24 protein-coding genes are annotated in these 22311 nt (G+C 73.4%); 15 read left to right on the top strand and 9 right to left on the bottom strand.

The features are described from left to right. The first annotated feature begins 3 nt into the window (after nt 1-3). Both AB0D49_RS24310 and AB0D49_RS24305 read left to right on the top strand, forming a co-directional pair. A complete protein-coding gene (locus AB0D49_RS24310) occupies nt 4-267 on the top strand; it encodes an acyl carrier protein (protein WP_362760976.1) in 264 nt (87 codons plus the stop codon). A 208-nt stretch (nt 268-475) separates the two neighbouring features. Beyond that, a complete protein-coding gene (locus AB0D49_RS24305; RefSeq protein ID WP_362760974.1) occupies nt 476-949 on the top strand; it encodes a Rieske (2Fe-2S) protein in 474 nt (157 codons plus the stop codon). 32 nt (nt 950-981) lie between these two features. Here AB0D49_RS24305 and AB0D49_RS24300 read toward each other — a convergent pair whose 3' ends face one another. Further along, a complete protein-coding gene (locus tag AB0D49_RS24300) occupies nt 982-1623 on the bottom strand; it encodes a cysteine hydrolase (RefSeq protein ID WP_362761266.1) in 642 nt (213 codons plus the stop codon). A 168-nt stretch (nt 1624-1791) separates the two neighbouring features. Between AB0D49_RS24300 and AB0D49_RS24295 the strand changes: the two genes are divergently transcribed. Beyond that, entirely contained in the window at nt 1792-2259 is a 468-nt protein-coding gene (locus AB0D49_RS24295; RefSeq protein WP_362760972.1) for a pyridoxamine 5'-phosphate oxidase family protein, read from the top strand. Here the strand turns inward: AB0D49_RS24295 and AB0D49_RS24290 are convergent. Beyond that, nucleotides 2225-3193 (bottom strand): LysR family transcriptional regulator, encoded by a 969-nt coding sequence (locus AB0D49_RS24290; RefSeq protein ID WP_362760970.1) that lies wholly within the window; start codon nt 3191-3193, stop codon nt 2225-2227. The two genes, AB0D49_RS24295 and AB0D49_RS24290, sit on opposite strands and share 35 nt — an antisense overlap. 94 nt (nt 3194-3287) lie before the next feature. On the opposite strand from AB0D49_RS24290, the gene AB0D49_RS24285 reads away from it, so the two are divergent. Next, nucleotides 3288-4235, top strand: coding sequence for a DMT family transporter (locus AB0D49_RS24285; RefSeq protein ID WP_362760968.1), 948 nt, complete (start codon nt 3288-3290; stop codon nt 4233-4235). A 588-nt stretch (nt 4236-4823) separates the two neighbouring features. On the opposite strand, the gene AB0D49_RS24280 is transcribed toward AB0D49_RS24285, so the two are convergent. Then, complete coding sequence (locus AB0D49_RS24280; RefSeq protein WP_362760966.1) at nt 4824-6155, bottom strand: aminotransferase class I/II-fold pyridoxal phosphate-dependent enzyme; 1332 nt, start codon at nt 6153-6155, stop codon at nt 4824-4826. A 36-nt stretch (nt 6156-6191) separates the two neighbouring features. On the opposite strand from AB0D49_RS24280, the gene AB0D49_RS24275 reads away from it, so the two are divergent. Together AB0D49_RS24275 and AB0D49_RS24270 are read left to right on the top strand one after the other, a co-directional pair. Further along, nucleotides 6192-6875: a pyridoxamine 5'-phosphate oxidase family protein gene (locus AB0D49_RS24275; protein WP_362760964.1), complete on the top strand. Its 684-nt coding sequence runs from the start codon at nt 6192-6194 to the stop codon at nt 6873-6875. Beyond that, a complete protein-coding gene (locus AB0D49_RS24270; protein WP_362760962.1) occupies nt 6875-7516 on the top strand; it encodes an FMN-binding negative transcriptional regulator in 642 nt (213 codons plus the stop codon). Before AB0D49_RS24275 ends, AB0D49_RS24270 begins: the two co-directional genes overlap by 1 nt. A gap of 87 nt (nt 7517-7603) precedes the next feature. Here the strand turns inward: AB0D49_RS24270 and AB0D49_RS24265 are convergent, their stop codons facing one another. The 3 genes from AB0D49_RS24265 to AB0D49_RS24255 all read right to left on the bottom strand — a co-directional run bounded on the left by AB0D49_RS24265 (nt 7604) and on the right by AB0D49_RS24255 (nt 10524). Beyond that, complete coding sequence (locus tag AB0D49_RS24265; protein ID WP_362760960.1) at nt 7604-8599, bottom strand: EamA family transporter; 996 nt, start codon at nt 8597-8599, stop codon at nt 7604-7606. A 190-nt stretch (nt 8600-8789) separates the two neighbouring features. Then, nucleotides 8790-9791 carry an EamA family transporter gene (locus AB0D49_RS24260; protein ID WP_362760958.1) on the bottom strand — a complete coding sequence of 334 codons (1002 nt, stop codon included), beginning with the start codon at nt 9789-9791 and terminating at the stop codon, nt 8790-8792. A 190-nt stretch (nt 9792-9981) separates the two neighbouring features. Continuing rightward, nucleotides 9982-10524, bottom strand: a complete 543-nt coding sequence (locus AB0D49_RS24255; RefSeq protein ID WP_362760956.1) for a Clp protease N-terminal domain-containing protein — start codon at nt 10522-10524, stop codon at nt 9982-9984. Between the two features lie 199 nt (nt 10525-10723). Between AB0D49_RS24255 and AB0D49_RS24250 the strand changes: the two genes are divergently transcribed. Then, nucleotides 10724-10912, top strand: a complete 189-nt coding sequence (locus tag AB0D49_RS24250; RefSeq protein WP_362760954.1) for a hypothetical protein — start codon at nt 10724-10726, stop codon at nt 10910-10912. 173 nt (nt 10913-11085) lie between these two features. Further along, nucleotides 11086-11517, top strand: coding sequence for an SRPBCC family protein (locus tag AB0D49_RS24245; RefSeq protein ID WP_362760952.1), 432 nt, complete (start codon nt 11086-11088; stop codon nt 11515-11517). A gap of 140 nt (nt 11518-11657) precedes the next feature. Here AB0D49_RS24245 and AB0D49_RS24240 read toward each other — a convergent pair whose 3' ends face one another. Then, complete coding sequence (locus tag AB0D49_RS24240) at nt 11658-12272, bottom strand: PadR family transcriptional regulator (RefSeq protein WP_362760950.1); 615 nt, start codon at nt 12270-12272, stop codon at nt 11658-11660. Between the two features lie 275 nt (nt 12273-12547). Then, nucleotides 12548-13342 (bottom strand): oxidoreductase, encoded by a 795-nt coding sequence (locus AB0D49_RS24235; protein ID WP_362761264.1) that lies wholly within the window; start codon nt 13340-13342, stop codon nt 12548-12550. Between the two features lie 476 nt (nt 13343-13818). On the opposite strand from AB0D49_RS24235, the gene AB0D49_RS24230 reads away from it, so the two are divergent. The 7 genes from AB0D49_RS24230 (at nt 13819) to AB0D49_RS24200 (ending at nt 21499) form a co-directional block, all read left to right on the top strand. Continuing rightward, nucleotides 13819-14187 (top strand): hypothetical protein, encoded by a 369-nt coding sequence (locus tag AB0D49_RS24230; protein WP_362761263.1) that lies wholly within the window; start codon nt 13819-13821, stop codon nt 14185-14187. Next, nucleotides 14180-15232 carry a polyprenyl synthetase family protein gene (locus AB0D49_RS24225; protein ID WP_362760948.1) on the top strand — a complete coding sequence of 351 codons (1053 nt, stop codon included), beginning with the start codon at nt 14180-14182 and terminating at the stop codon, nt 15230-15232. The genes AB0D49_RS24230 and AB0D49_RS24225 overlap by 8 nt, the downstream gene beginning before the upstream one ends. A 57-nt stretch (nt 15233-15289) precedes the next feature. Continuing rightward, nucleotides 15290-16453 carry an oxygenase MpaB family protein gene (locus tag AB0D49_RS24220; protein ID WP_362760946.1) on the top strand — a complete coding sequence of 388 codons (1164 nt, stop codon included), beginning with the start codon at nt 15290-15292 and terminating at the stop codon, nt 16451-16453. Between the two features lie 31 nt (nt 16454-16484). Further along, nucleotides 16485-17240 (top strand): metalloregulator ArsR/SmtB family transcription factor, encoded by a 756-nt coding sequence (locus AB0D49_RS24215; RefSeq protein WP_362760944.1) that lies wholly within the window; start codon nt 16485-16487, stop codon nt 17238-17240. A 26-nt stretch (nt 17241-17266) separates the two neighbouring features. After that, nucleotides 17267-18532 (top strand): MFS transporter, encoded by a 1266-nt coding sequence (locus AB0D49_RS24210; RefSeq protein WP_362761261.1) that lies wholly within the window; start codon nt 17267-17269, stop codon nt 18530-18532. Nucleotides 18533-19080: 548 nt separating this feature from the next. After that, nucleotides 19081-20526, top strand: a complete 1446-nt coding sequence (gene argG, locus AB0D49_RS24205; protein ID WP_362760942.1) for an argininosuccinate synthase — start codon at nt 19081-19083, stop codon at nt 20524-20526. A 160-nt stretch (nt 20527-20686) separates the two neighbouring features. Further along, nucleotides 20687-21499 (top strand): PhzF family phenazine biosynthesis protein, encoded by an 813-nt coding sequence (locus tag AB0D49_RS24200; RefSeq protein WP_362760939.1) that lies wholly within the window; start codon nt 20687-20689, stop codon nt 21497-21499. A 4-nt stretch (nt 21500-21503) separates the two neighbouring features. On the opposite strand, the gene AB0D49_RS24195 is transcribed toward AB0D49_RS24200, so the two are convergent. After that, nucleotides 21504-22304: a type II CAAX endopeptidase family protein gene (locus AB0D49_RS24195; RefSeq protein ID WP_362760936.1), complete on the bottom strand. Its 801-nt coding sequence runs from the start codon at nt 22302-22304 to the stop codon at nt 21504-21506. Between the last annotated feature and the right edge of the window lie 7 nt (nt 22305-22311).

The following is a 22311-nucleotide window of genomic DNA, read 5'->3' as shown; positions in this document are numbered from 1 at the left end:
GGCATGAGCGAGCTGACGCTGACCGAACTGACCACGATCCTGCGGGAGTGCGCGGGACAGGACGAGAACACCGACCTGAGCGGCGCCGACATCCTGGACAAGGAGTTCAAGGACCTGGGATACGACTCCCTCGCCATGCTGGAGACCGCCGCCCGTATCCAGATCGTGCATGGCGTGGTCCTGGCCGACGACGTCGTCGTGGAGGCGGCCACTCCACGGGAGCTGATCCGCCTGGTGAACCAGTCGCTGGGCGACGCCCGGCCCTGAGACCCGCCACGCGGGTCCGTGAGCATCGCCCCAGGCCACCGGGGTGTTCACGGCCGCTCCGGGCCGCCCAGGGGCGCCCGCGTCTCGATCGGGTGAAGATCCGCGGAGCGGGTGAACTCCGCCCGTGGACCGCTCGTACTGGTGAGGAGAGTGCGATGCCCCGCAGATCATGAGAGATCACATGACGTCCCTGGAGAGGAACGCCCGCATGGCCAGCGAATCGCTTCACCCCACCGCCCCTTCCCCCCGGCCCGGCCGCCGCTCGGTCATGGCCGCGGCCGGGGCGGCCGGGCTCACCGTGGCGCTGACCGCGTGCGGGGACGACGGCTCCCCGTCGAGCGCCGCGACCGAGGACGCGGCGTCGGCGGGCGGCAGCGCCCCGGCCGACGGCGGCGGCAGCCCGCTCGCCACGCGCGCCGACATCCCCGAGGGCGGCGGGAAGGTCTTCGCGGACCAGGGGGTGGTGGTCACCCAGCCGACGGCCGGGGAGTTCAAGGCGTTCTCGTCCAAGTGCACCCATCAGGGCTGCGCGGTGAAGGACGTGGCCGACGGGGTGATCGTCTGCCCGTGCCACAACAGCGAGTTCTCGGCCACGGACGGCAGCGTGCGCAAGGGCCCGGCCACCCAGCCGCTGCCGGAGGCGAAGATCAGCGTGGAGGGCGACGAGATCCGCCTGCTCTGAGCCCCTGCCCCGGCCGACGCCTCCCGCCCGCCCTAACGCCGTCGTGTGAGACAGCCGAGGATCTCCTCGGTCGTCGTGACCGTGGCGACCAGGGCCAGGGTGTGGCGGACCATCGCGGGAACGTAGTCGGCGGGGACCCCGGCGATGGCGTCCGCCGGTACGACGGCGGTGTGGCCGAGGTTCACCGCGTCGAACACGGCGTTGGGGACGGCCACGTTGGCGGAGACCCCGGTGACGACGAGGGTGCGGCAGCCCAGATTCCGCAGCAGGGCGTCGAGGCCGGTGCCCCGGACGGGCGAGAGTCCGTGCAGCCGCCGTAGCACGAGGTCGTCCTCGGCGGCCTCGATCGGTGGGGCGAGCCGGACCGCCGCCGTTCCGGCCAGTTGGAGCACGGGGAGGCGTTCGGCGGCCCGGAACAGCGGGGCGTTGCGGCTCGCGGCGCGACCGTCGGGGCGGCGTTCGGCGAGGGCGTGCACCACCTGGACGCCGCTGTCCCGGGCGGCGGCGACCAGCCGGGCGATCCGGGCGAGGGCACCGGACGCGCGGGCCTGGGCGGCGAGTTCGGGCAGCGCGCTGTCCGGGCCGACCACGCCCTGCTGGCACTCGACGGTGAGCAGGACGGTGGTCGCGGGGTCGAGCAGCTCCGCGAGCCGCCGCCGGTCCGTCGCCGCCATGACGTCCCCCTCGTGGGCCGGGTGCCGGTACCGGGCGGCGAGAGTAGCGGGCATTGCGTACGGAGGGAAGACGGGTCAAGCTGTCGGGGGCCAGAATTCTGACGACCCGTCAGCAACGGGGTCGACGCGGGCCCCGTCCGCCGTTCGCCGTCCGTCCAGGGAGACCGTATGGCTGCCACCGTCCAGCGCCGGGGCCGGAAGATCATGATGACCGACGGGGAGCGGGACGCGTTTCTCGGCGCGGCGCGGACCTGCCGGGTCGCGACCGTCGCCGCCGACGGCACCCCGCACATCAGCCCGCTCTGGTTCCACTGGGACGGCGCGGCGCTGTGGCTGTACTCGCTGACCCGCAGCAAGCGCTGGGCCGAACTGCGCCGCGATCCACGCCTCGCGGTGGTGGTGGACGCCGGTCATGAGTACGGGGAGCTGCACGGGGTGGAGCTGACCGGCCGGGTGGAGTTCGTGGGCGAGGCGCCGCGCACCGGGGAGCCGGTGGCCGCGCTGGTCGCCGTGGAGCGGGCGTTCGCGGCGAAGTACTTCGGGCTGGACGAGCTGCCGCACGACGGCCGGCACGCCTGGGCGCGGCTGGTTCCGGAGACGGTCAGGTCGTGGGACTTCCGGAAGCTGACGCCGTAGCGTCCCGGCGCGCGGCGGGCGGGGTGACGGACGCGCCGATCTTCTCGCCCGCCATGCGCAGCGCCTGGACGGCGGCCCGGATCGAGGGGCGGCGGTCGGCGTCGGCCCGCCAGACGACGTAGACATGGCGGGTGATCCGCTGTCTGAGCGGGACCGTGACCACGCCGTGCGGCATCGGGTGGCGGCCGAGCAGCGGGGCGATGCAGACGCCGAGTCCGGCCGAGACCAGCCCGAGCTGGGTGTGGGTCTCGGCGGCGCGATGGCCGAGGATCGGTTCGACGCCGCGTGAGCGCAGGGTGAAGACCAGCCACTCGTGGCAGAACTCGCCCTCGCCCCAGGTGATCCACTCGTCGTCGGTGAACTCGGAGAGGTCCACCTCGTCCCGTCCGGCGAGCGGATGGTCGGCGGGCAGCGCCACATCGGCCGGGTCGTCCAGGATCGGCGCCTTGACCAGTCCGTCGGGCAGCGGCAGCGGCTTGTTGTACCAGTCGAGGACGACCGCGAGGTCGAGGTCGCCGCGGATCACCGCGCGGATACCGCCCTCGGGCTCCAGCTCGCAGGAGCGCAGCCGCAGCCCGGGGTGTTCGGCGCGCAGCGCGGACAGCGCGAGCGGGAACAGCCCGCGGGCGGCCGTCGGGAACGCGGACAGCCGCAGCTCCCCGGCCACCCGGCCGCGCTGTGCCTCCAGATCGGACTGGGCGAGCTGCACCTGCGACAGGATGCGGGCCGCGTGCTCGGCGAGCAGCCGTCCCGCGTCGGTGAGCCGGACGCCCCGGCCGTGCTTGGCGAGCAGTTGCTGTCCGACCTCCCGCTCCAGCTTGGCCATCTGCTGGGAGACCGCCGAGGTCGTGATGTGCAGCCCCGCGGCGGCCCCGCTGACCGAGCCATGCCGGGCGAGGGCGTCGAGCGTGCGCAGCCGTTCGAGATTCAGCATGTCCCCACCCTACGCACGATTAAGCGTTACTACGAGATACAGGGCATGAGATTTCGATTGTGCTACGAGGTTGTACGGGGCCATCGTGGACCGCATGACCACCGTCGCCCGCACCGCCGAGACCACCGCCGTCGCCACTCCCGTCCGCACCCACCGTCCCCGGCACCGGCTCGACTGGCGGCTGCGGTTCGCCGCGCTCTCCCTGATCTGGGGCTTCAGCTTTCTGCTGATCAAGGTGGGCACGGAGGCGTACGCCCCGTTCCAGGTCACCCTGGGCCGACTGCTGTTCGGTACGGCGGTGCTGGCCGTGGCGATGGCGGTGAAGCGTGAGCGGCTGCCGCGCGGGGCCCGCACCTGGGCGCACCTGACGGTCGCCGCGCTGCTGCTCAACGCGCTGCCGTTCTCCCTGTTCGCCTATGCCGAGCTGACCATCCCCTCGACGCTGGCCGGTATCTGCAACGCCACCTCACCGCTGTGGGGCATGGCGCTGTCGCTGGTGGCGCTGTCGGAGGACCGGCCCACCCGGGTCCGGGTCGCCGGGCTCGGCATCGGCTTCGTCGGCGTGCTGACGGTGCTCGGCGCGTGGCAGGGCTTCAGCGGGCTGGACGCCACGGGGACGGGCCTGGCGCTGCTGGCCTCGCTGAGCTACGCGGTCGGCTGGATCTACGTACGGCGCACGCTGGGCGGCGCGCGGGAGTCGCATCTCTCGCTGACCGGGGCGCAGTTGCTGCTGGCGACGGCGCAACTGGCCGTGGTGACCCCGCTGTTCACCTCGGCGCCGGACGGGTTCCACTGGGTGCCGGTGCTGGCGATCGTCGCGCTGGGCGCGCTGGGCACGGGCTTCGCGGTGCTGGTGCAGTACGGGCTGGTGGCGGAGGTCGGGCCGACGACCGGGCAGATGGTCACCTACTTCGTGCCGGTGATCGCGACCGGGGCGGGCGTGGCGGTACTCGGCGAGTCACTGAGCTGGTCCACGCCGGTGGGGGCGGTGATCGTGGTCCTGGGCGCGGTGCTGACGCAGGCGCGGGGGCGCCGGGGCTGACGGAGGTGGGTCGAGCCCCTGCCGGGGCGGGGCACGGGGGCGCTTCCCACGGGGGTGGGAGCGGCCCCGGCGGCGTGTGGGGCGGAGTGCTTCCCGGGAGGTGGGAGCGGCCCCGGCCGGGTGCTTCCTACGGAGGCGGGAGAGCGGCCTTGGCGGCGTGTGCGGCGGGGTGTACCTCCCACGGAGGCGGGAGCGGCCCCCGGGGCATGTGCGGCGGGGCACTTCCCACGGAGGCGGGAGCGCAGCCCCGGCGGCGTGCGCGGCGAGGTACCCCCCACGGAGGCGGGAGCGGCCCCCGGGGCATGTGCGGCGGGGCACTTCCCACGGAGGCGGGAGCGCAGCCCCGGCCGCGTGCACGGCGAGGTACCCCCCACGGAGGCGGGAGCGGCCCCCGGGGCATGTGCGGCGGGGCACTTCCTACGGAGGCGGGAGAGCAGCCCCGGCCGCGTGCGCGGCGAGGTACCCCCCCACGGAGGCGGGAGCGCCCCCGGCGGCGCACGTCACGGAGTACCTCCCACCGAGGTGAGCACCTCCGGCACCCCGTGCCACGCCACCCCTCCCCCCTCCCCCCCTCAGACCCTCAGACCCTCAGACCAGATGCCGCCGTGGCGACGACCGCAGCGCGTCGGCGATGGCGTCGGCCACGGCGGGAGCCTCGTCCGGGGACAGGTCCGCGACGGTGACCCGGATGCCGGGCGGGGCCGACAGCCGGAAGCGGGCGCCGGGCGCCACCGCCCATCCGGCGTGCAGCAGCCGCGCCACCGCGCCGGTCTCGTCGGGGACCGGCACCCAGACGTTGAGGCCGCTGCGACCGTGGGCGGCGACGCCCCGCTCGGCCAGCGCGCCGATCAACGCCTCCCGGCGTTCGGCGTAGCGCGCGGCGACGGCCCGGGTGTCCACCGCGCCGCCGCTCCACAGCCGGGCCACCGCCCGCTGGGTGAGCCGGCTGACCCAGCCGGGGCCGAGGCGCTGGCGCCCCCGCACCCGGTCGAGGGTCACGGGGTCGCCGGTGAGCACGGCGAGCCGCAGATCGGGGCCGTACGCCTTCGCGGCCGATCGGACGAACGCCCAGGAGCGGGTGGTTCCGGCGAGCGGGCTCAGCGGGAGGTCGACGATCCGGTGCCCGTGGTCGTCCTCGATCAGCAGAAGGTCCGGGTGTCCGGCGAGGATCGCGCGCAGGGCGCGGGCGCGGGGGGCGCTCAGCACGGCGCCCGTCGGGTTCTGCGCGCGGTCCGTGACGATCAGGGCGCGGGCCCCCGCGTCGAGGGCGGCGCGGACGTCGTCCGGGAGCGGTCCGTCGTCGTCGACGCCGACCGGGACCGTGCGCAGGCCCAGCGCCGGGATCAGATCGAGCAGGCTGCCCCAGCCGGGGTCCTCGACGGCGACCGCGTCACCGGGCCTGAGGTGGGCGGCGAGGACGCGTTCGATGGCGTCCAGGGAGCCGGAGGTGACGGCGAGCGGCCCGTCCGGCACCCCGTCGGCGGCGAGTTCCGCGCGGGCCTGGCGCACCAGGCCGGGTTCCTCGGGGTCGGCGCCGTACAGGACCGGCTCCCGGTCGGCCTGGGCGGCGGCCTCGGCGAAGACCCCGGCGAGCGCGGGCAGCAGGGCCGGGTCCGGGTTGCCCGCCGACAGGTCCCGCACGCCGTCCGGGACGTCCACCCGGAGTTCCTCGCGCCCGGTCGTGGCCGGTTTCGCGCGGACCCGGCTGCCGCGCCGCCCGGCGGTCTCGATGACCCCGCGCTCCCGCAGCACGCGGTAGGCGGCGGCCACCGTGTTCGGGTTGACCTCCAGCCGCCGGGCCAGCTCCCGCATCGGCGGCAGCGGCTGTCCGGGCAGCAGGTCGCCCGCCGCGACCGCGCGCTCCACGCTCGCGGAGATCTCCGCTGCGCCCCGTCCACTGATCGGATACTCTACTAGCACAAACCCAAGTATGCACTAGTGCAATGGAGACCGCACATGCAGGAGACGACCGCGCCACCGGACGCCGCCGCCTACACCCCCACCGACCGCACCGTCCCGACCCGCTCCGCCGAGCGCGCGTCGTACGACAAGCCGCTGGTGCACGCGATACTCGACGAGGGCTATGTCTGCCATCTCGGCTTCGTCCGCGACGGCGCCCCCGTGGTGCTGCCGACGCTGTACGGCCGGGTCGGCGACCGGCTCTACGTCCATGGCTCGACCGGTTCGCGCCCGCTGCGGATGACCGGCACGGCGGACCCGGGGCTGCCGGTGTGTCTGACGGTGACCCATGTCGACGGCCTGGTGCTGGCCCGCTCCGCCTTCCACCACTCCATCAACTACCGCTCGGTGGTGGTGCACGGCGTCGCCCGCGATGTCACCGACCCCGACGAGAAGTGCGCGGCCCTCGACGCGCTGGTCGACCATGTGGTGCCGGGCCGCGCCGCCGACTCCCGCCCCGCCAACCGCAAGGAACTCGCCGCCACCGCCGTGATCTACCTGGACCTCGACGAGGTCTCCGCCAAGCTCCGCACGGGCGGGGTCAACGACGAGCCCGAGGACCTCGACCTCCCCCACTGGGCCGGTGTCGTCCCGCTGCGCAAGGGCTACGGGACCCCGCTCCCGGACGCCGACCTGCCCCCCGGCACGGCCCTGCCCGCCTATCTGACCCCGGAGCGGTGATGCTGATCCACCCCTGGGACGACGCCCGCGACGACACCGAGTGGCGCACCTGGCTGGCCGCCCACGACTTCGGACAGCTCGCCGTGAACGGCCGGCCCGGCGAACCCCCGTTCGTCCAGCCGCTGCACTTCCTCTACGACGCCGGACCCGGCGCGCACGGCGAGGTGCTCACCCATCTCGCCCGCCCCCACCCGATGTGGCCCGCCCTGGAGGCCGACCCCGAGGTGCTGCTGAGCGTGGTGGACGACTATGTCTTCGTCCCCGGCCCCTGGCAGGCCGCCCCCGGCACACCGCCCGAGCACGGGACGCCGACCAGCTTCTACGCCGCCGTACAGCTGCGCTGCCGGGCCGAGATCGTGGACGACCCGGCCGCCAAGGCCGCGCTGCTCGACCGCCAGACGGCGCACTTCCAGCCGGAGGGCGGCTCCGCGCCGGTGCTGGCCGGGGAGGTGCCGTTCGGCCGGATGCTGCCGGGACTCCGGGGCCTGCGCCTGGAGATCCTCGACGTACGCGCCAAGTTCAAGTACGCCAACCACCGCACGCCCGAGATACGGGCCCGGATGGCGGCCGAGCTGACCGCCCGCGGCGGCCCCCGTGACCGGGCCGCGCGGGAGCATCTGCTGCGCCGCAATCCGGCGTAGAGGCGGGACCATCGGCTGCGCCGCAACCCGGCGTGGACACGGAAGCATCTGCCGCGCCGCAACCCGGCGCAGGACGGGAACCCCGGCTCACGCCCGCGAGCCCTCGACGGCCTCGGCCCTCGTCCCGCCCCGCGCCTCCGCGCCGGCCAGGCCCGCGACCGCGCCCAGCATCAGCAGGGTCCCGCCGACGGTCGCCGCCGTGAGGTGCTCGCCGAGCAGGACGACCGCGAGGACCGCCGCGCTGACCGGCTCCAGCAGCATGATCACCGAGACCGTGGCGGACCGGACGACCGCGGCCCCCGCGAAGTACAGCGCGTAGGCGAGCGCGGTCGGGACCGCCGCGATGTAGACGACCAGCCAGATCAGCCGGACGGGGTCGGCGGTGTGCGGGACGAGTCCCTCGGCGAGGGCGAGCGGCAGCAGACAGACGGTGGTCACCGCGAACGCCCAGACCGTCGTACCGGAGGCGTCGGTGTCGCCATGGCGGCCCCACCAGCGGGTGAGCAGGGTCATCGCGCAGTATCCGGCCGCCGAGAGCAGCGCGAGCGCCACGCCCCCGGGCCGTACGGAGGTGTCGCCGCCGCCGAGGACCAGCACGCCGAGCCCGGTGAGTGCCCCGACGACCGCGACCGCTCCCCCGCGGCCCAGCCGCTCCCCCAGGGTGAGCCGGGCGCCGAGGGCGATGAGGACGGGTCCGGCGCCCAGGGTGACCACGGTCGCGACGGCGAGCCCGGTGGCGGCGACGGCCGCGAAGTAGGCGGTCTGGAACACGGCGAGACCGAGGCCGACGGCCCCGGCGCGCAGCAGCCGGCGGCGCACCCGCTCGGGCGCGCTGGGCGCGGGGCGCGCGGTACGGGGGCGCAGCGCGCGGACGGCGACCAGCAGGACCAGCCCGGCGGCGCAGCGCCAGAAGGACAGGGCGACCGAGCCCATGTCGCTGGTCCGGTAGACGAGCGAGGCGGCGGCACCGGCGGTGCCCCAGGCGACCCCGGCGACGATCAGATAGACCAGCCCACGCCCGACGGACAGCACGGCAGCCGGACGCAGAGACGGGGAGGGGCTCAACGAAGGGGTGGAAGACACGCGTTCTCTCCGCAGTCGCGCGTGATGCGCGGAAGTTCGGGGATGGACCACCGCTTCAGCGGGGTCCGCGGACTTCGTCTGCGGGCAGCACCGTCACGCCCGGCGACAGACGCGGGGCGAGGGTCCGGAGGGCCCGCCTCAGGCGGCCGGAGGCGGAAGGACGAGCGCGTTCGCATGCATGATCGACACCTTACGCAGCGGTTCCACGGGCTGACAACTCCCGCTCGGGCGACCCCCCGGCGACGGGCTGCCCGCCGGAGCCCTTCGACGGGGCGGCGGACTGGGCGATGAACGCGCCGGTCAGGACCACCGCGCCGCCGATGATCTGCGGTGCGGAGAGATGCTCGCCGAGCAGCACCCAGGCCAGCACGGTCGCGATGACCGCCTCCAGACAGGCCACGACCCCGGCGACCGCCGGGGAGAGCCGCCGCACGGCCACCACCCCGGTCATGTACGCGATCACCGTGGCGATCAGCACGATCCAGCCGAGCAGGAGGAGGGCGGGCACCGCGGCGCCGTCCATCCGGGCGGAACCGGCGAGAACGCCCCAGTCCATGGACCAGGGACGGGCGACGACGGTGAGCACGGCGGCGCCGATGAGCAGTCCGTAGGCGACCACACCGAGCGGGTCGGGGGCGTCGGCGCCGGAGTCACCGCCCGCGTCGGACAGGACGAAGTAGCCGACCTGGCAGCAGGCGGCGCCGAGCGCCAGCAGCAGCCCGAGGGCGTCGAAGCTCAGCCCGGCCCACACCTCCACCACACAGGCCAGACCGCCGACCGCGAGGACGACGCCGACGGCCGCCGCCCGGGTCACCGCCCGGCGCTGCACGAACCGCACCCAGCCGAGCACCAGGGCGGGCGCCAGATACTCGACGAGCAGGGCGACGCCGACCGGGATACGGGAGATGGAGGCGAAGTAGAACGCCTGGACACCGGCCACCGCGAGCAGTCCGAACCCGGCGAGCAGCGCGGGGCGGCGGCGCAGCAGATCACGGTGGCGGACGGCGAGCGGCAGCATCACCAGGGCGGCCCCGGCGACCCGGAGCCATACCACGTGCAGCGGGTCGAGACCCGCCTCGATCAGCGGCTTCGCCGCGACTCCGGAACCGCCGAAGGCGACCGCGGAACCGAGCGCCAGGCCCAGTCCGACGCCCTTGCCACGGCTGCCGTGGTTGCTCTGTGTCGTCCGCACCGGCCCATGATGACAGGGCAGGACATGAGCGTCACCCCCATGGCACCTGTCTCATGGCACGAGCGGCGGACGGGCATGGCAGCGGACTGGCAGGGCGGGAGCGGCGGACTGACATGGCGGCGCAGCGGCATGGCAGCGGACCGGCATGGCAGGAGCGGCGGCTCTCATGGCGGGCGCGTCGGGGAACCGGTCAGCCGCGCGGGGCGGCCTCCAGCCGCTTGAGGAGTTGGCCGTGGTCGATCCCGGCACGGGTGAGGACCTCCACCGCACGGGCCCCGGGGTCGGCGGTGAGCCCGGCGAGCAGATCCAGCCCGGTGGGCGGCGCCCCGTCCCGGTGGGCGGCGCGGTCGGCGGCGTGCTCCAACGCACCGGCGGCGAGCGGGGAGCAGCCGTCGGCGACGATCACCACGGGGAGGGCGCCGGAGTCCTCGACGGTGCCCTGCCAGCGCAGTCCGTAGCCGATGCTGCGCTGCACGAGGTAGCCGAACAGCCGGGCCAGCCGGGGGCCGCCGTCGTCACAGGCGGCGCGCACCTCGGGGTCGGCCTCCAGCAGGGAGTGCAGCAGATGCGCGGTGTCGATCTGCCGGTCCCCGTCGCGGACCGCGCGGCGCCGGGCACCTGTGAGCACCGCTGTCAACTCCGCGCCGAGCCCGGCCCCGTGGTCCGCGGGCTGCTGCGCGGGGGAGGCGCTGTCCTGGTCGGGGGCGGGTTGCCGGGGGATTCGGTGGTGCACATCCTCCACCCCATCAGCCGCTTTGAGGTAAGTCATCCCCGGCGGGAAGCATCTTCGCGTCCCACGCAGAGGGGACGTCACCGGATGGAATCTCCTCCTTACGGATGAGATCACGGCGAATCCGGCATCGGGGCGCACGAACGTGTGCGGTGCGCCCCCGCCCGCAACCATCGCACGGTGTGGCTCGTCCGACACAGACATGGAGAACGATTGCTGGCTGGTGGCGCTGCCGGCGGTCGACGGCAGGGACTATGTGTACCGGGTGTACGCCCCGGTGGACGCCCTGCTGGCCGACCTGTTCTGGGAAGCCTGGCACTGCCACGACGAAGGACCGTATCCGCGCGCGTGGGATCTGTTCGACGCGGCGGAGATCCGCAGGGTGGGCTGAGCCGAGGTGCCGCGCGTTCGCGGTGTTCGACGCGCTGGGGGCGGAGGCGCTATGGGGCCGACGCGCCAGAGGGCCGACCGTCTCTGACGGTTCATCAATATTGAATATTGCGGGCACTGCCGCTACGTTCCGCGACACCGAAGCCGAGTCCCAGAGGACGAAGAGGTGGTCGCATGGCCGAAGTCAGCGCGGAGGCCCGGATCGGGGCCAGTGCCGAGCGGGTCTGGGCGCAGCTCACGGACTGGTCCGCGTACGGGGAGTGGAACGCGACCCACACCAGTTTCCCCAAGGGCGGCCCCGACACTCTGGAGACCGGCGCGGTCTTCCAGGAGAACATGAAGCTGATGGGGTTCCCGGCCGAGGTCGACTGGACCGTGGAGGAACTGGAACCGGCCAGGGTGCTGGCCATCCGCGGCAAGGGCCCGATGCAGGTCGTGGTGGTCACCCGCTACACCCTCACCCCGGACGGCGACACGGCGACGACCCTGCGCATCGACGGGGAGTTCACCGGCGCCGCGGTCTCCTTGATGGCGGGCAAGCTGAAGGACTCGGCGACGGCCGCCCTGAACGAGTCGCTGCGCAAGCTGGACGGCCTGGTGACCTGAACGCGAAGGGCGGTGCCCCGGGGAGACCGCGCTCCCGGGACACCGCCCTGACACCGGCCCACGGGCCGCCGCCGGTCGCCTTCAACCGTCACCAGCCGTCGTCAGGCGCCCTCAGCCGTCGTCAGGCGCCCTCAGACGTCTCAGTCCTCGTCGGCGAGGATGAGGTACAGCTTCTTGCGCGCGTCGGTGATGACGGCGAGCGCCTTGTCACGCTGTTCCTTGCTGCCGGTCTTCCAGACCTGGCCGAACGCCTCCATCAGACCGAACCCGGCCGACCGGATCTCGTTCAGCGTGTCCCAGTCGACCCCGCGCGAGGCTTCCTCCCACGGGGCGTCCGGCCCCTCGTCGGCCGCCTGGCGCCCGGCGTCGGTGAGCGCGAACAGCTTCTTGCCGCCCTCGCTCTCGCTGGCGATCAGCCCCTCGTCCTCCAGCAGCTGAAGGGTGGGGTACACCGAACCGGGGCTGGGCTTCCACGCCCCGCCGCTGCGCTCGGCGATCTCCTGGATCATCTCGTAGCCGTGCATCGGGCGGTCCTTCAGCAGGGCCAGGATCGAGGCCCGTACATCACCGCGCCGTGCCCTTCCCCTGGGTCCGCCGCGTCCGCGGCCACCCCAGGGTCCGGGACCGAAGCCCGGTCCGCCGAACCCCTGGCCACCGGGCCCGAAGGGTCCGAAGGCGGCCCGGCGACCGTCGAAGCCGCCCTTGCCGCGCCGGTGTCCATGTCCGTGCTCGTGGTCGTATCCGTGCGTGTGCATCGCGATCACTCCATCCATAGGTGTCTTTGTCGCGTATGTCCGCCGATGGTGGTTCTCCACCGGCCTCGCGTCCTCATCGTGTCATCGTTGATCAGTCGCGATGCGTCAACGATATATCGGAACACCTGGCATGGCAAGGCCCGCGCCTTCCCGCGCCGACAGGACGGACCGAGAGGACGGACCGACAGGGCAGGCCGACAGCGCGGGCCGAGCGGATGATCGCGTCTGTTCCCCCTCGATTGACTCGATCGACTCGACCGACTCGACCGATCGGATCAGGTGGTCTTGATCTGGCCACCGTCGATGACGAATTCCGCGCCGGTGATGTTGGCGGCGCGCGAGGAGGCCAGGAAAGCGGCGAGTTCGGCGACTTCCTGGGGCTCGGTGATACGTCCGGTGGAGATGCCCATCTGCTGGGGCAGGACCTCGTCGAGGATTTCCTCGGCGCTCTTTCCGGTGCCCGCCGCCGTGGCGTCGGCGAAGCCGCCGGGGGCGGTCCAGAAGGGAGTGCGGACCGGCCCGGGGGCGATCGCGTTGACCCGTACGCCCTGGGGGGCGAATTCCTCCGACAGGGCTTTGGTCAGATCGCTCAGGGCCGCCTTCGCCGCCGAATAGTCGACGACCGAGGGAAAGGGCAGCCGGGCATTGACGGAGCTGATGTTGACGATCGCGCCACCGCCGTCGGCGAGCAGCCGGGGCAGCGCGGCCCGGCTGGTGCGGACCGCGCTGAAGAAGGTCAGCTCGAAGACGCCCCGCCACTCGGCGTCGTCGATGTCCAGGAAGCTGCTGCGGGGACGGGTCGCGCCGAGGTTGTTGACCAGCACGTCGATCCGGTCATGACGCTCGGCGGCGGCATGGATCAGCAGGTCGGGGCCATCCCCGTCGCCCAGATCGACGGGCACGAACGTCACGTCGTACCGCTCCCCCAGGGCGGCCAGCTCGGGGGTCCGGGTGCGGCTGCCGGCGACGACGCGGGCGCCCTCACGGCCCAGCGTCTCGACGACGGCCAGACCGATGCCCTTGCTGGCGCCGGTGACGACGGCGACCTTGTCGGTGAGCCCCAGATTCATCGGCATGTACTCCTGTACCGCCCGGTACCGCGGGCTGAGTCCGGATGTATTCCCCCGCGCTGGTCAGGGTGGATTCAGTATCGGGTACCGGTCCTCTCCCCGTCCTCAGCCACGAGCGTGCCGTGCGAAATGCGCGGCTTCCGCGCCGCACGGGACGGCCGTCATGGATTCTTTTTCACGCCACCGAGTTTCGGAGATCAGTGGCGTGAAACAGACGACAGGAGAGGGCGGGGCGCATTCAGGTCTCCCGGACGAGATCACTTGATCGCCTGTTCACTTGACCAATGGAGATCTAGAGGGAAATGCGCCACCCGCGCCATCCACTGGCGCAAAGTCGCGCCACCTTTATCCGTACGGCCGAGCGAGATGATCACTCGTTGGTGATTTCGCCCCGCCGGATCTCCCCGGCCGCCGCGATCCTCGACGCGGGGCGGCGCACGACCGGCGCCGCACGGACGCGTACGGGTGGGGGTCATATGGACGACGGACGGACACCGGGCACGGCGGCACGGCGGCCGGGGCTGGACCAGCAGGCGCTGCTGCTGGCCGCCGGGCTCGCGGATCTCGCGGTGACCACGGTGGGCACGGCCTTCGGCACGGTACGGGGCCTGCTGCGCCGCTCGGACGGCGCGGAACTGGCGAAGGAGGCGGAGCGGGACCTCGTGGCACGCGGCCGGCTGGTCGTGGACCGGTACGCCAGCCCGCCCCCGGCCCACCTGGAGATCCTGGCCCGGCACTCCAGGTATGCGACAGCGACCGGCACCGGCGCCGACTCCGATCCCGACCGCCGTACGGGTCCCGCGTCCCAGACCGCCCCCCACCGCCGCTCCTCCGCCCATGGCTGAGCGCTGGGACCCCGCCGGTTTCCGCGCCCGGATCGACGGTGAGCTGCACACCTTCGTCGCTGAGGAGGCCGACCGGTTCGCCGGGATCGATCCGCTGCTGGCACCGGTCGCCGAGCAGCTGATGACCGCCGTCGCGCACGGCAAGCGGCTGCGCGCGGCGTTCTGCTACTGGGGCTGGCGCGCGGCGGGCCAGCCGGACAGCGCCGCGCTGCTGCGGGCCGCGGCCTCCATGGAACTGGTGCACGCCGCCGCCGTGGTGCACGACGACCTGATCGACGACAGCCCGCTGCGCCGGGGCCAGCCCACCGCCCATCGCGCCCTGCGCGGCCCGGTGCGGCGCCGACCGCGCGCCGGTGCCGCCGCCCGCTCCCTGGCGATGCTGGTGGGCGATCTGCTGATGATGATGGCCGGGGAGCTGTTCGCGGCCAGCGGTCTGCCCGCCGCCTATCTGGCGCGGGCCCGTCCGCTGTGGTCGGTGATGGCCCGTGAGCTGATCGCGGGCGAGTGCCTGGAGATCCTGCGCACCGGGGCGGGCCCGGACACCGAGGCGTCACTGAAGGTGATCCGGTACAAGACCGCCAAGTACACCGTCGAACAGCCCCTGCTCATCGGCGGTCTGCTGGCCGGGGCGGGCGCCCGGCTGCGCGCCGGGTACTCGGCGTACGCGCTGCCGCTCGGCGAGGCGTTCCAGCTCCGGGACGATCTGCTCGGGCTGTTCGGCGACCCGCGGAGCACCGGCAAGGCCAACGCCGACGATCTCGCCGCCCAGCGGCCCACCGCCCTGCTCGCGGAGACCTGGCGGCTCGCCGGACCCGCCGAACGCGACCGCCTCGACGCCCTGCTGGGCCGCCGCACCCTGGACGCGGAGGCGCTGGACGGCATCCGTTCCCTGATGGTCCGGCTCAAGGCGCCCGACCGGATCGAGGACATGATCGCGGCCCGGGTCACACACTCCCTGGACGCCCTGCACGACCTGGACGTACCGGCGTCCGCCACGGGGGCGCTGACGTCCCTGGCGCGCTCGGCGACCAGCCGCACGTCCTGACCCCCGACTCCCCCGCAGCCGCAGCCGCAGCCGTACGCAGGACTAGGAGCCCGCCGTATGTCCACGCTCTACACCGATGCCACCTTGGACGCTCTGCGCGAGCCCGGCGACGAACTCGCCGACGCCACCGTCGCCGCCCTCTTCGAGAAGGGCGAGGTGGGCAAGTTCAACACGCTGATGCGGTATGTCTCCACCGTGGGGAGCCCGCTCCCGGACGGGCTGCCGGACGTGGCCCGGGAGTACCTGGCGGCGACGAGCGCCCCGCCGTCCTGGGTGGACTGGGCGGAGATGGAGAAGGCCCGGCTGTTCTTCATCGACAACAACGTCCACATCTCGACCGCGTTGTCCTTCGCCTCGATGCCCGCCTGCTATGTCGTCCCGCATGTGGCGAAGCTGCTGTCGGCGACCCACGGACTGAAGTACCCGTCCAAGCGGATGGCGGAGACCGGCCAGTTCACCGTCTATCTGATGCAGCCGGGCGCCTTCGAGGCGGGCAGCCGGTTCGTCCCGGCGGCGCAGAAGGTACGGCTGCTGCACGCCTCGATCCGCCACCATCTGCGCCGCGAGGGCCTCTGGGACACCGCCGCGCTCGGCACGCCGATCTGTCAGGAGGACATGATCGGCGGCCAGATGTTCTTCTCGATGCTGGTGCTGGACAGCCTGCACCGGCTCGGCATCCATATGTCGCAGAGCGGCGCGGAGTCGTACTACTACGCCTGGCGGGTGGTCGGCGCGATGCTCGGTGTCGACCAGGACGCCGTGCCCAAGACCCTGGAGGAGGCGCGGCAGTTCCTCGATCTGTACATGATCCGGCACATGGGCCCGTCGGAGGAGGGCGTCCAGCTGACCCGCCAGCTCATCGACCTCTACGAGGAGGTCGTGCCCGGCACCTTCTTCGATCCGATCGTGTCGGCGCTGATCCGTCATCTGGTCGGGGACACCAGCGCGGACTGGCTCGGGGTGCCGCGCACGCCGTGGGACACCGTCGTCAAGGCGGTGCCGCATCTGCTGGGGGTCCTGGAGACCATCGAGGACCACTCCCCGCTCGGCGCCTGGGCGCTGGACCGGCTGGGCCATCTGACCACGGTCCTCGAACTGTCCTCGCTCACCCGGGGCCGGGTCATGCACTACGCGATCCCGGAGCAGTTGCGCGGCGAGTACGGCGTCTCGGACGCCCTGCCGCCGCACCGCCGCTGGACACCTCCGGCCCCGGCGCTCTGAACCGCCCGCCAGCGCTCTACTCCACTATTCCATGGAAATATGGATAATGGCGGTGGCGGATGCCGTCCAGGCGTCCCGGCGGAGCCTGGAGGCGGACATGACGAGCGGTACGGCCGAACCGGCGGACCCCGGCGGCAAAGCACGGCTCTACGAGGCTTTCGCCGCCGGAGGCAAGGCGCTGGCCAGCGGAAAGCGGCTGGAACTGCTCGATCTGCTGGCCCAGGGCGAGCGGACCGTGGACGCCCTGGCGAAGGCGGCCGGGCTGCATCTCACCACCGCCTCGGCCCATCTCCAGACCCTCAAGCAGGCCGGGTTCGTGGTCACCCGACGCGAGGGCGTACGGGTCCACTACCGGCTCGCGGGGCAGGACGTGGCCCGGCTGTTCGCGCTGCTGCGCCAGGTCACCGAGGCCCACCAGGCGGCCGTTCCGGCGGCGCGGGACGCGTATCTCGGCGGGTACGACCCGGCCGAGGTGAGCCATGAGGAGCTGACCGCCCGGGTGGCCGCGGGGGAGGTGGTGCTGCTGGACGTGCGGCCGGACGACGAGTACCGGGCCGGGCACATCCCCGGCGCCCGGTCCCTCCCGGTCGACCGGCTGGCCGAGCGGATCGGCGAGCTGCCCCGGGACACCGAGATCGTCGTCTACTGCCGGGGCGCGTACTGCGTGCTCGCGTACGACGCCGTACGGCTGCTGACCGAGCGTGGACGGCGGGCGGTGCGGCTGCACGACGGGATGCTGGAGTGGCGGCTCGCCGAGCGGCCGGTGGCCGCCGGGGACCCGGCGTGAGCGGGCCGACGGGGGCCGCGACCCCGCTGATACCGGGCGGCACCATCGACCCGGCCCAGGCGCAGCAGCGCATCCTGCGGGCGCTGGTCGCCTCGCAGATCCTCAGCGGCGCCGGGCTCGCCGCGGGGGTGACGGTCGGTGCGCTGCTCGCGCAGGACATGCTGGGCGGCACGAGCCTCGCGGGGCTGCCCAGCGCGCTGTTCACCGCCGGTTCGGCGCTCGCGGCCGTGGTCGTCGGCCGGATCTCGCAGTCCCGGGGGCGACGGCCGGGACTGACCGCCGGTTATCTCACCGGGGCGCTGGGCAGCGCGGGCGTCATCACCGCCGCCGTCCTTGACCTCCCGGCCCTGCTGTTCCTGTCGCTGTTCGTGTACGGCGCCGGGACCGCGACCAATCTCCAGGCGCGGTACGCGGGCGCCGATCTCGCGACGCCGGACCACCGGGCGCGGGCCGTGTCCCGGGTGCTGGTGGCCACCACCCTCGGCGGGGTCGCCGCTCCCAACCTGGCCGCGCCGATGGCCTCACTCGCGGAACGGGTCGGCGTACCGGGGCTCGCGGGACCGTTCCTGCTGTCGGGCACGGCGTACGCGCTGGCCGCGCTGGTGCTGGCGGTGCGGCTGCGTCCTGACCCGCTGCTGACGGCCCGTGCGCTGGCGGCGGCGGACGCGGGAACGGTGACGGTGCCGACCGGGGACGGTGAGGACCCGGCGGGGCGGCGACCGCCTGGTGTCGTGCTGGGCGCGCTGGTGATGATCCTGACCCAGCTGGTGATGGTCGCCGTGATGACGATGACGCCGGTCCACATGCACGACCACGGCCATGGCACGGCCGCCGCCGGACTGGTCATCGCGCTGCACATCGCGGCGATGTATCTGCCGTCGCCACTGACGGGCCGACTGGCGGACCGCTGGGGCCGGCTCCGGGTCGCAGGCGCGTCCGGGGTCACGCTGCTGGCCGCCGGGGTACTGGCCGCCGTCGCGCCCGGCGATTCGGTGGCGCTGCTCGCGCTCGCGCTGATCCTGCTCGGCCTCGGCTGGAACTTCGGTCTGATCTCGGGCACGGCGATCATCACGGACGCGGTGCCGCTGGCCACCCGGGCGAAGACCCAGGGCCTGGTGGACGTCTCCATCGCCATCGCCGGGACGACGGGGGGTCTGGCGTCCGGCCTGGTGGTGGCCGCCACGGGATACCCGGTGCTGGCACTGGCGGGCGGGATCCTGTCACTGGCGATCCTCCCGGCCATCGCCGTCTCGGCGACAGCGGACCGCGCCCGGGACAAGCGCGTGGCGTGACCAACGGAGGGTGCGGCGCCGGGTGCGGGGGCCCGCACGGGCTGCTGAGCGGGAGGCGCGGGGACTGATGACGGCGGCGCCGGGCGCGGGGGCCCGCACGACCGGCGGACGACACCTGGGGCGCAGGCCGGCAGGACCGGCGTGGCGGCGCCTGGGGCGGAGGCCGGCGTCACCGGCGGACGGCACCTGAGGCAGAGGCCCGCAGGACTGGCGGCCGGGCACCTGGGAGCGGAGCCCCACATGACCGGCGGCCGGGCGGCGCCTACGGCAGAGACCCGCACGACCAGCAGACCACGCCTGAGGCGGAGCCCCACATGACCGGCCGACGGCACCTGAGGCAAAGCACCGCTTGACCGGCGGACCGCGCCCGGCACGGGGCCCGTACGACCCGTGCCGGGCATCAGCGCCCCACACGGCAGGCACACCGCGCCCGCAGCAAAAGCCCACTTCACCACCGAGCACCTCCCGAGCCAACGCCCGGCAGGGCCCCCGCACGGCTCCCGAACAAGGGCTTTGCATGACCATGCGAGGTGATGCATACTCTTCCTATGTCCAAGGTCCTCACCTCCCTCCCCACCGGCGAGCGCGTCGGCATCGCCTTCTCCGGCGGGCTCGACACCTCGGTCGCGGTCGCCTGGATGCGCGACAAGGGCGCCGTCCCGTGCACCTACACCGCCGACATCGGCCAGTACGACGAGCCCGACATCGCGTCGGTGCCCACCCGCGCCAAGACCTACGGCGCCGAGGTGGCCCGGCTCGTCGACTGCCGGGCGGCGCTGGTGGAAGAGGGCCTGGCGGCGCTCACCTGCGGGGCGTTCCACATCCGCTCGGGCGGCAGGGCGTACTTCAACACCACGCCCCTCGGCCGGGCCGTGACGGGCACGCTGCTGGTCCGGGCGATGCTGGAGGACGACGTCCAGATCTGGGGCGACGGCTCGACCTTCAAGGGCAACGACATCGAGCGGTTCTACCGCTACGGCCTGCTCGCCAACCCCAACCTGCGGATCTACAAGCCGTGGCTGGACGCCGACTTCGTGACCGAGCTGGGCGGTCGCAAGGAGATGTCCGAATGGCTGGTGGCGCACCGGCTGCCCTACCGGGACAGCACGGAGAAGGCGTACTCCACGGACGCCAACATCTGGGGCGCCACGCACGAGGCGAAGACCCTGGAGCACCTGGACACCGGCGTGGAGACCGTCGAGCCGATCATGGGCGTGCGGTTCTGGGACCCGTCGGTCGAGATCGCCCCCGAGGACGTGACGATCGGCTTCGACCAGGGCCGCCCGGTCACCGTCAACGGCAAGGAGTTCGCCTCCGCCGTGGACCTGGTGATGGAGGCCAACGCCATCGGCGGGCGGCACGGCCTCGGTATGTCCGACCAGATCGAGAACCGGATCATCGAGGCGAAGAGCCGCGGCATCTACGAGGCCCCGGGCATGGCCCTGCTGCACGCCGCCTACGAGCGGCTGGTGAACGCGATCCACAACGAGGACACCCTCGCCCAGTACCACAACGAGGGCCGTCGTCTCGGCCGGCTGATGTACGAGGGCCGCTGGCTGGACCCGCAGGCGCTGATGATCCGTGAGTCGCTCCAGCGCTGGGTCGGCGCGGCCGTCACCGGCGAGGTGACCCTGCGGCTGCGGCGCGGCGAGGACTACTCGCTGCTCGACACCACGGGCCCGGCGTTCAGCTACCACCCGGACAAGCTCTCCATGGAGCGCACCGAGGACTCGGCGTTCGGCCCCGCCGACCGCATCGGCCAGCTCACCATGCGCAACCTGGACATCGCCGACTCCCGCGCCAAGCTGGAGCAGTACGCCGGGATGGGCCTGATCGGCACCTCGCACCCGGCGATCGGTGCCGCGCAGGCCGCCGCGACCGGTCTGATCGGCGCGATGCCGGAGGGCGGCGCCGAGGCCATCGCCTCGCGCGGCGAGGTCTCCGAGGAGGACGAGCTGCTGGACCGCGCGGCCATGGAGCTGGGCACGGACTGAGGACCGTACGGCTCGCGAGCACGCCCCTCGGGGGGCCGGACCGGCAGGGAGGACCGCCGGACCGGCCCCCCGTCGCGTTCGGCCCACCGGCGACGGGAAGGGGCCAGATCCCGGCGATTGGCCTTGGTCCGGCCCGGACCGCACGCCCTACGGTCGGCCCATGCGGATTCGAATCGTCGACGCCTTCACCGACCGTCCCTTCGCCGGAAACCCCGCCGGAGTGCTGCTGCTGGACGCCTTCCCCGAGGACGGCTGGCTCCAGAACGTGGCGCTGGAGGTGAACCACGCCGAGACGGCGTTCGCGCACCCCCTGCCGCCGGGCGGGGACGCGGACTGGGCGCTGCGCTGGTTCACCCCGGTGACCGAGGTCGCCCTGTGCGGCCACGCCACCCTGGCCACCGCCCATGTACTGCACAGCACCGGCACCCAGGAGGGACCGGTGCGGTTCGCGACCCGCAGCGGCGTGCTCTCGGCGCGTCCGGCGCCGGACGGGTCGATCACGCTGGACTTCCCGACCGCGCCGCTGACCCCGGTGGACGTGCCGGAGGGCGTCGCCGAGGCGCTGGGAGCCCAGCCGCTGGCCGCGACCGACACCGGCCCGAACGTCGGTGACCTGGTCCTCGAACTCGCCGATGAACGCACGGTCCACGCCCTGGCCCCGGACCACCGGGCGCTCGCCCGCTACTCGTCCCGGGGCATCATCGCCACCGCCCGCGCCGAGGACCCGTCCCGGGGCTACGACTACGTCTCGCGCTGCTTCTTCCCCAAGGTCGGCATCGACGAGGACCCGGTCACCGGCAGCGCCCACACCGCCCTCGCCCCGTACTGGTCCGAGCGGCTGGGCGGCCCCGACCTCACCGGCCTCCAGGCGTCCCGCCGCACCGGCCTGGTCCGTACCGGGCTGCGCGGCCCCCGCACCCTGCTCACCGGCCGGGCGGTCACGGTCATCGAGGGAGAGCTGCGCGCCCCCTGACCGCTCAGGCGGTCGGCAGCCAGTCCACCCTGCCCGCCAGCAGCGCGTACCCGACGAACGCGCCGATGTCGAGCAGGGTGTGCGCCACCACCAGCGGCCCCACCCGGCCCCAGCGGCGGTACAGATAGACGAAGACCACGCCCATCACCATGTTCCCGATGAACCCGCCGATGCCCTGGTAGAGGTGGTACGAGCCGCGCAGCACCGAACTCGCGGCCATCGAGGCGCCCGGCGACCAGCCGAGCTGATCGAGGCGGCGCAGCAGATAGCCGACGACGATGACCTCTTCCACGACGGAGTTCTGCGCGGCGGACAGGATCAGCACCGGGAACTTCCACCACACGTCCGGCAGCGCCTCCGGCACCACGGTCAGGTTGAATCCCAGGCCCCGGGCGGCGAGATAGAAGGCGATGCCGGTACTGCCGATCCCGGCCGCGATCACCGCGCCGCGCCCGAGGTCGGGCCAGGGCCGGGTGCGGTCGAAGCCGATCGCGCGCAGTCCGGCGCCCTCGCGCAGCAGCAGATGCGCGACCAGCGCGACCGGCACCAGCGCGGTGGTGATGCCGAACAACTGCCAGGCGAGGTCCAGCCAGGGGCGGCCGGGCGCGGCCGAGGCGTTGAGGGTGGCCGCCTGGTCGCGCAGTCCGCCGGGCCGGGTGACCGAGCCGACAAAACTGATCAGCGCGGACACCGCGCTCGCGCCCAGCGAGAGGGCGAGGACGAGCAGTGTCTCGTCGCGCAGGGTCCGCCGCGAGAGCCGCTCCAGCGGCCGTGCGTCGGCCGTGGCGCTGTCCTCAGCCTGCACAGGTGCC

The sequence above is a fragment of the Streptomyces sp. NPDC048290 genome (genome assembly GCF_040652095.1).
GTDB lineage: Bacteria > Actinomycetota > Actinomycetes > Streptomycetales > Streptomycetaceae > Streptomyces.
The sequence above is the reverse complement of the archived record's forward strand: the minus strand, read 5'-3'. Positions and strand labels throughout refer to the sequence as shown.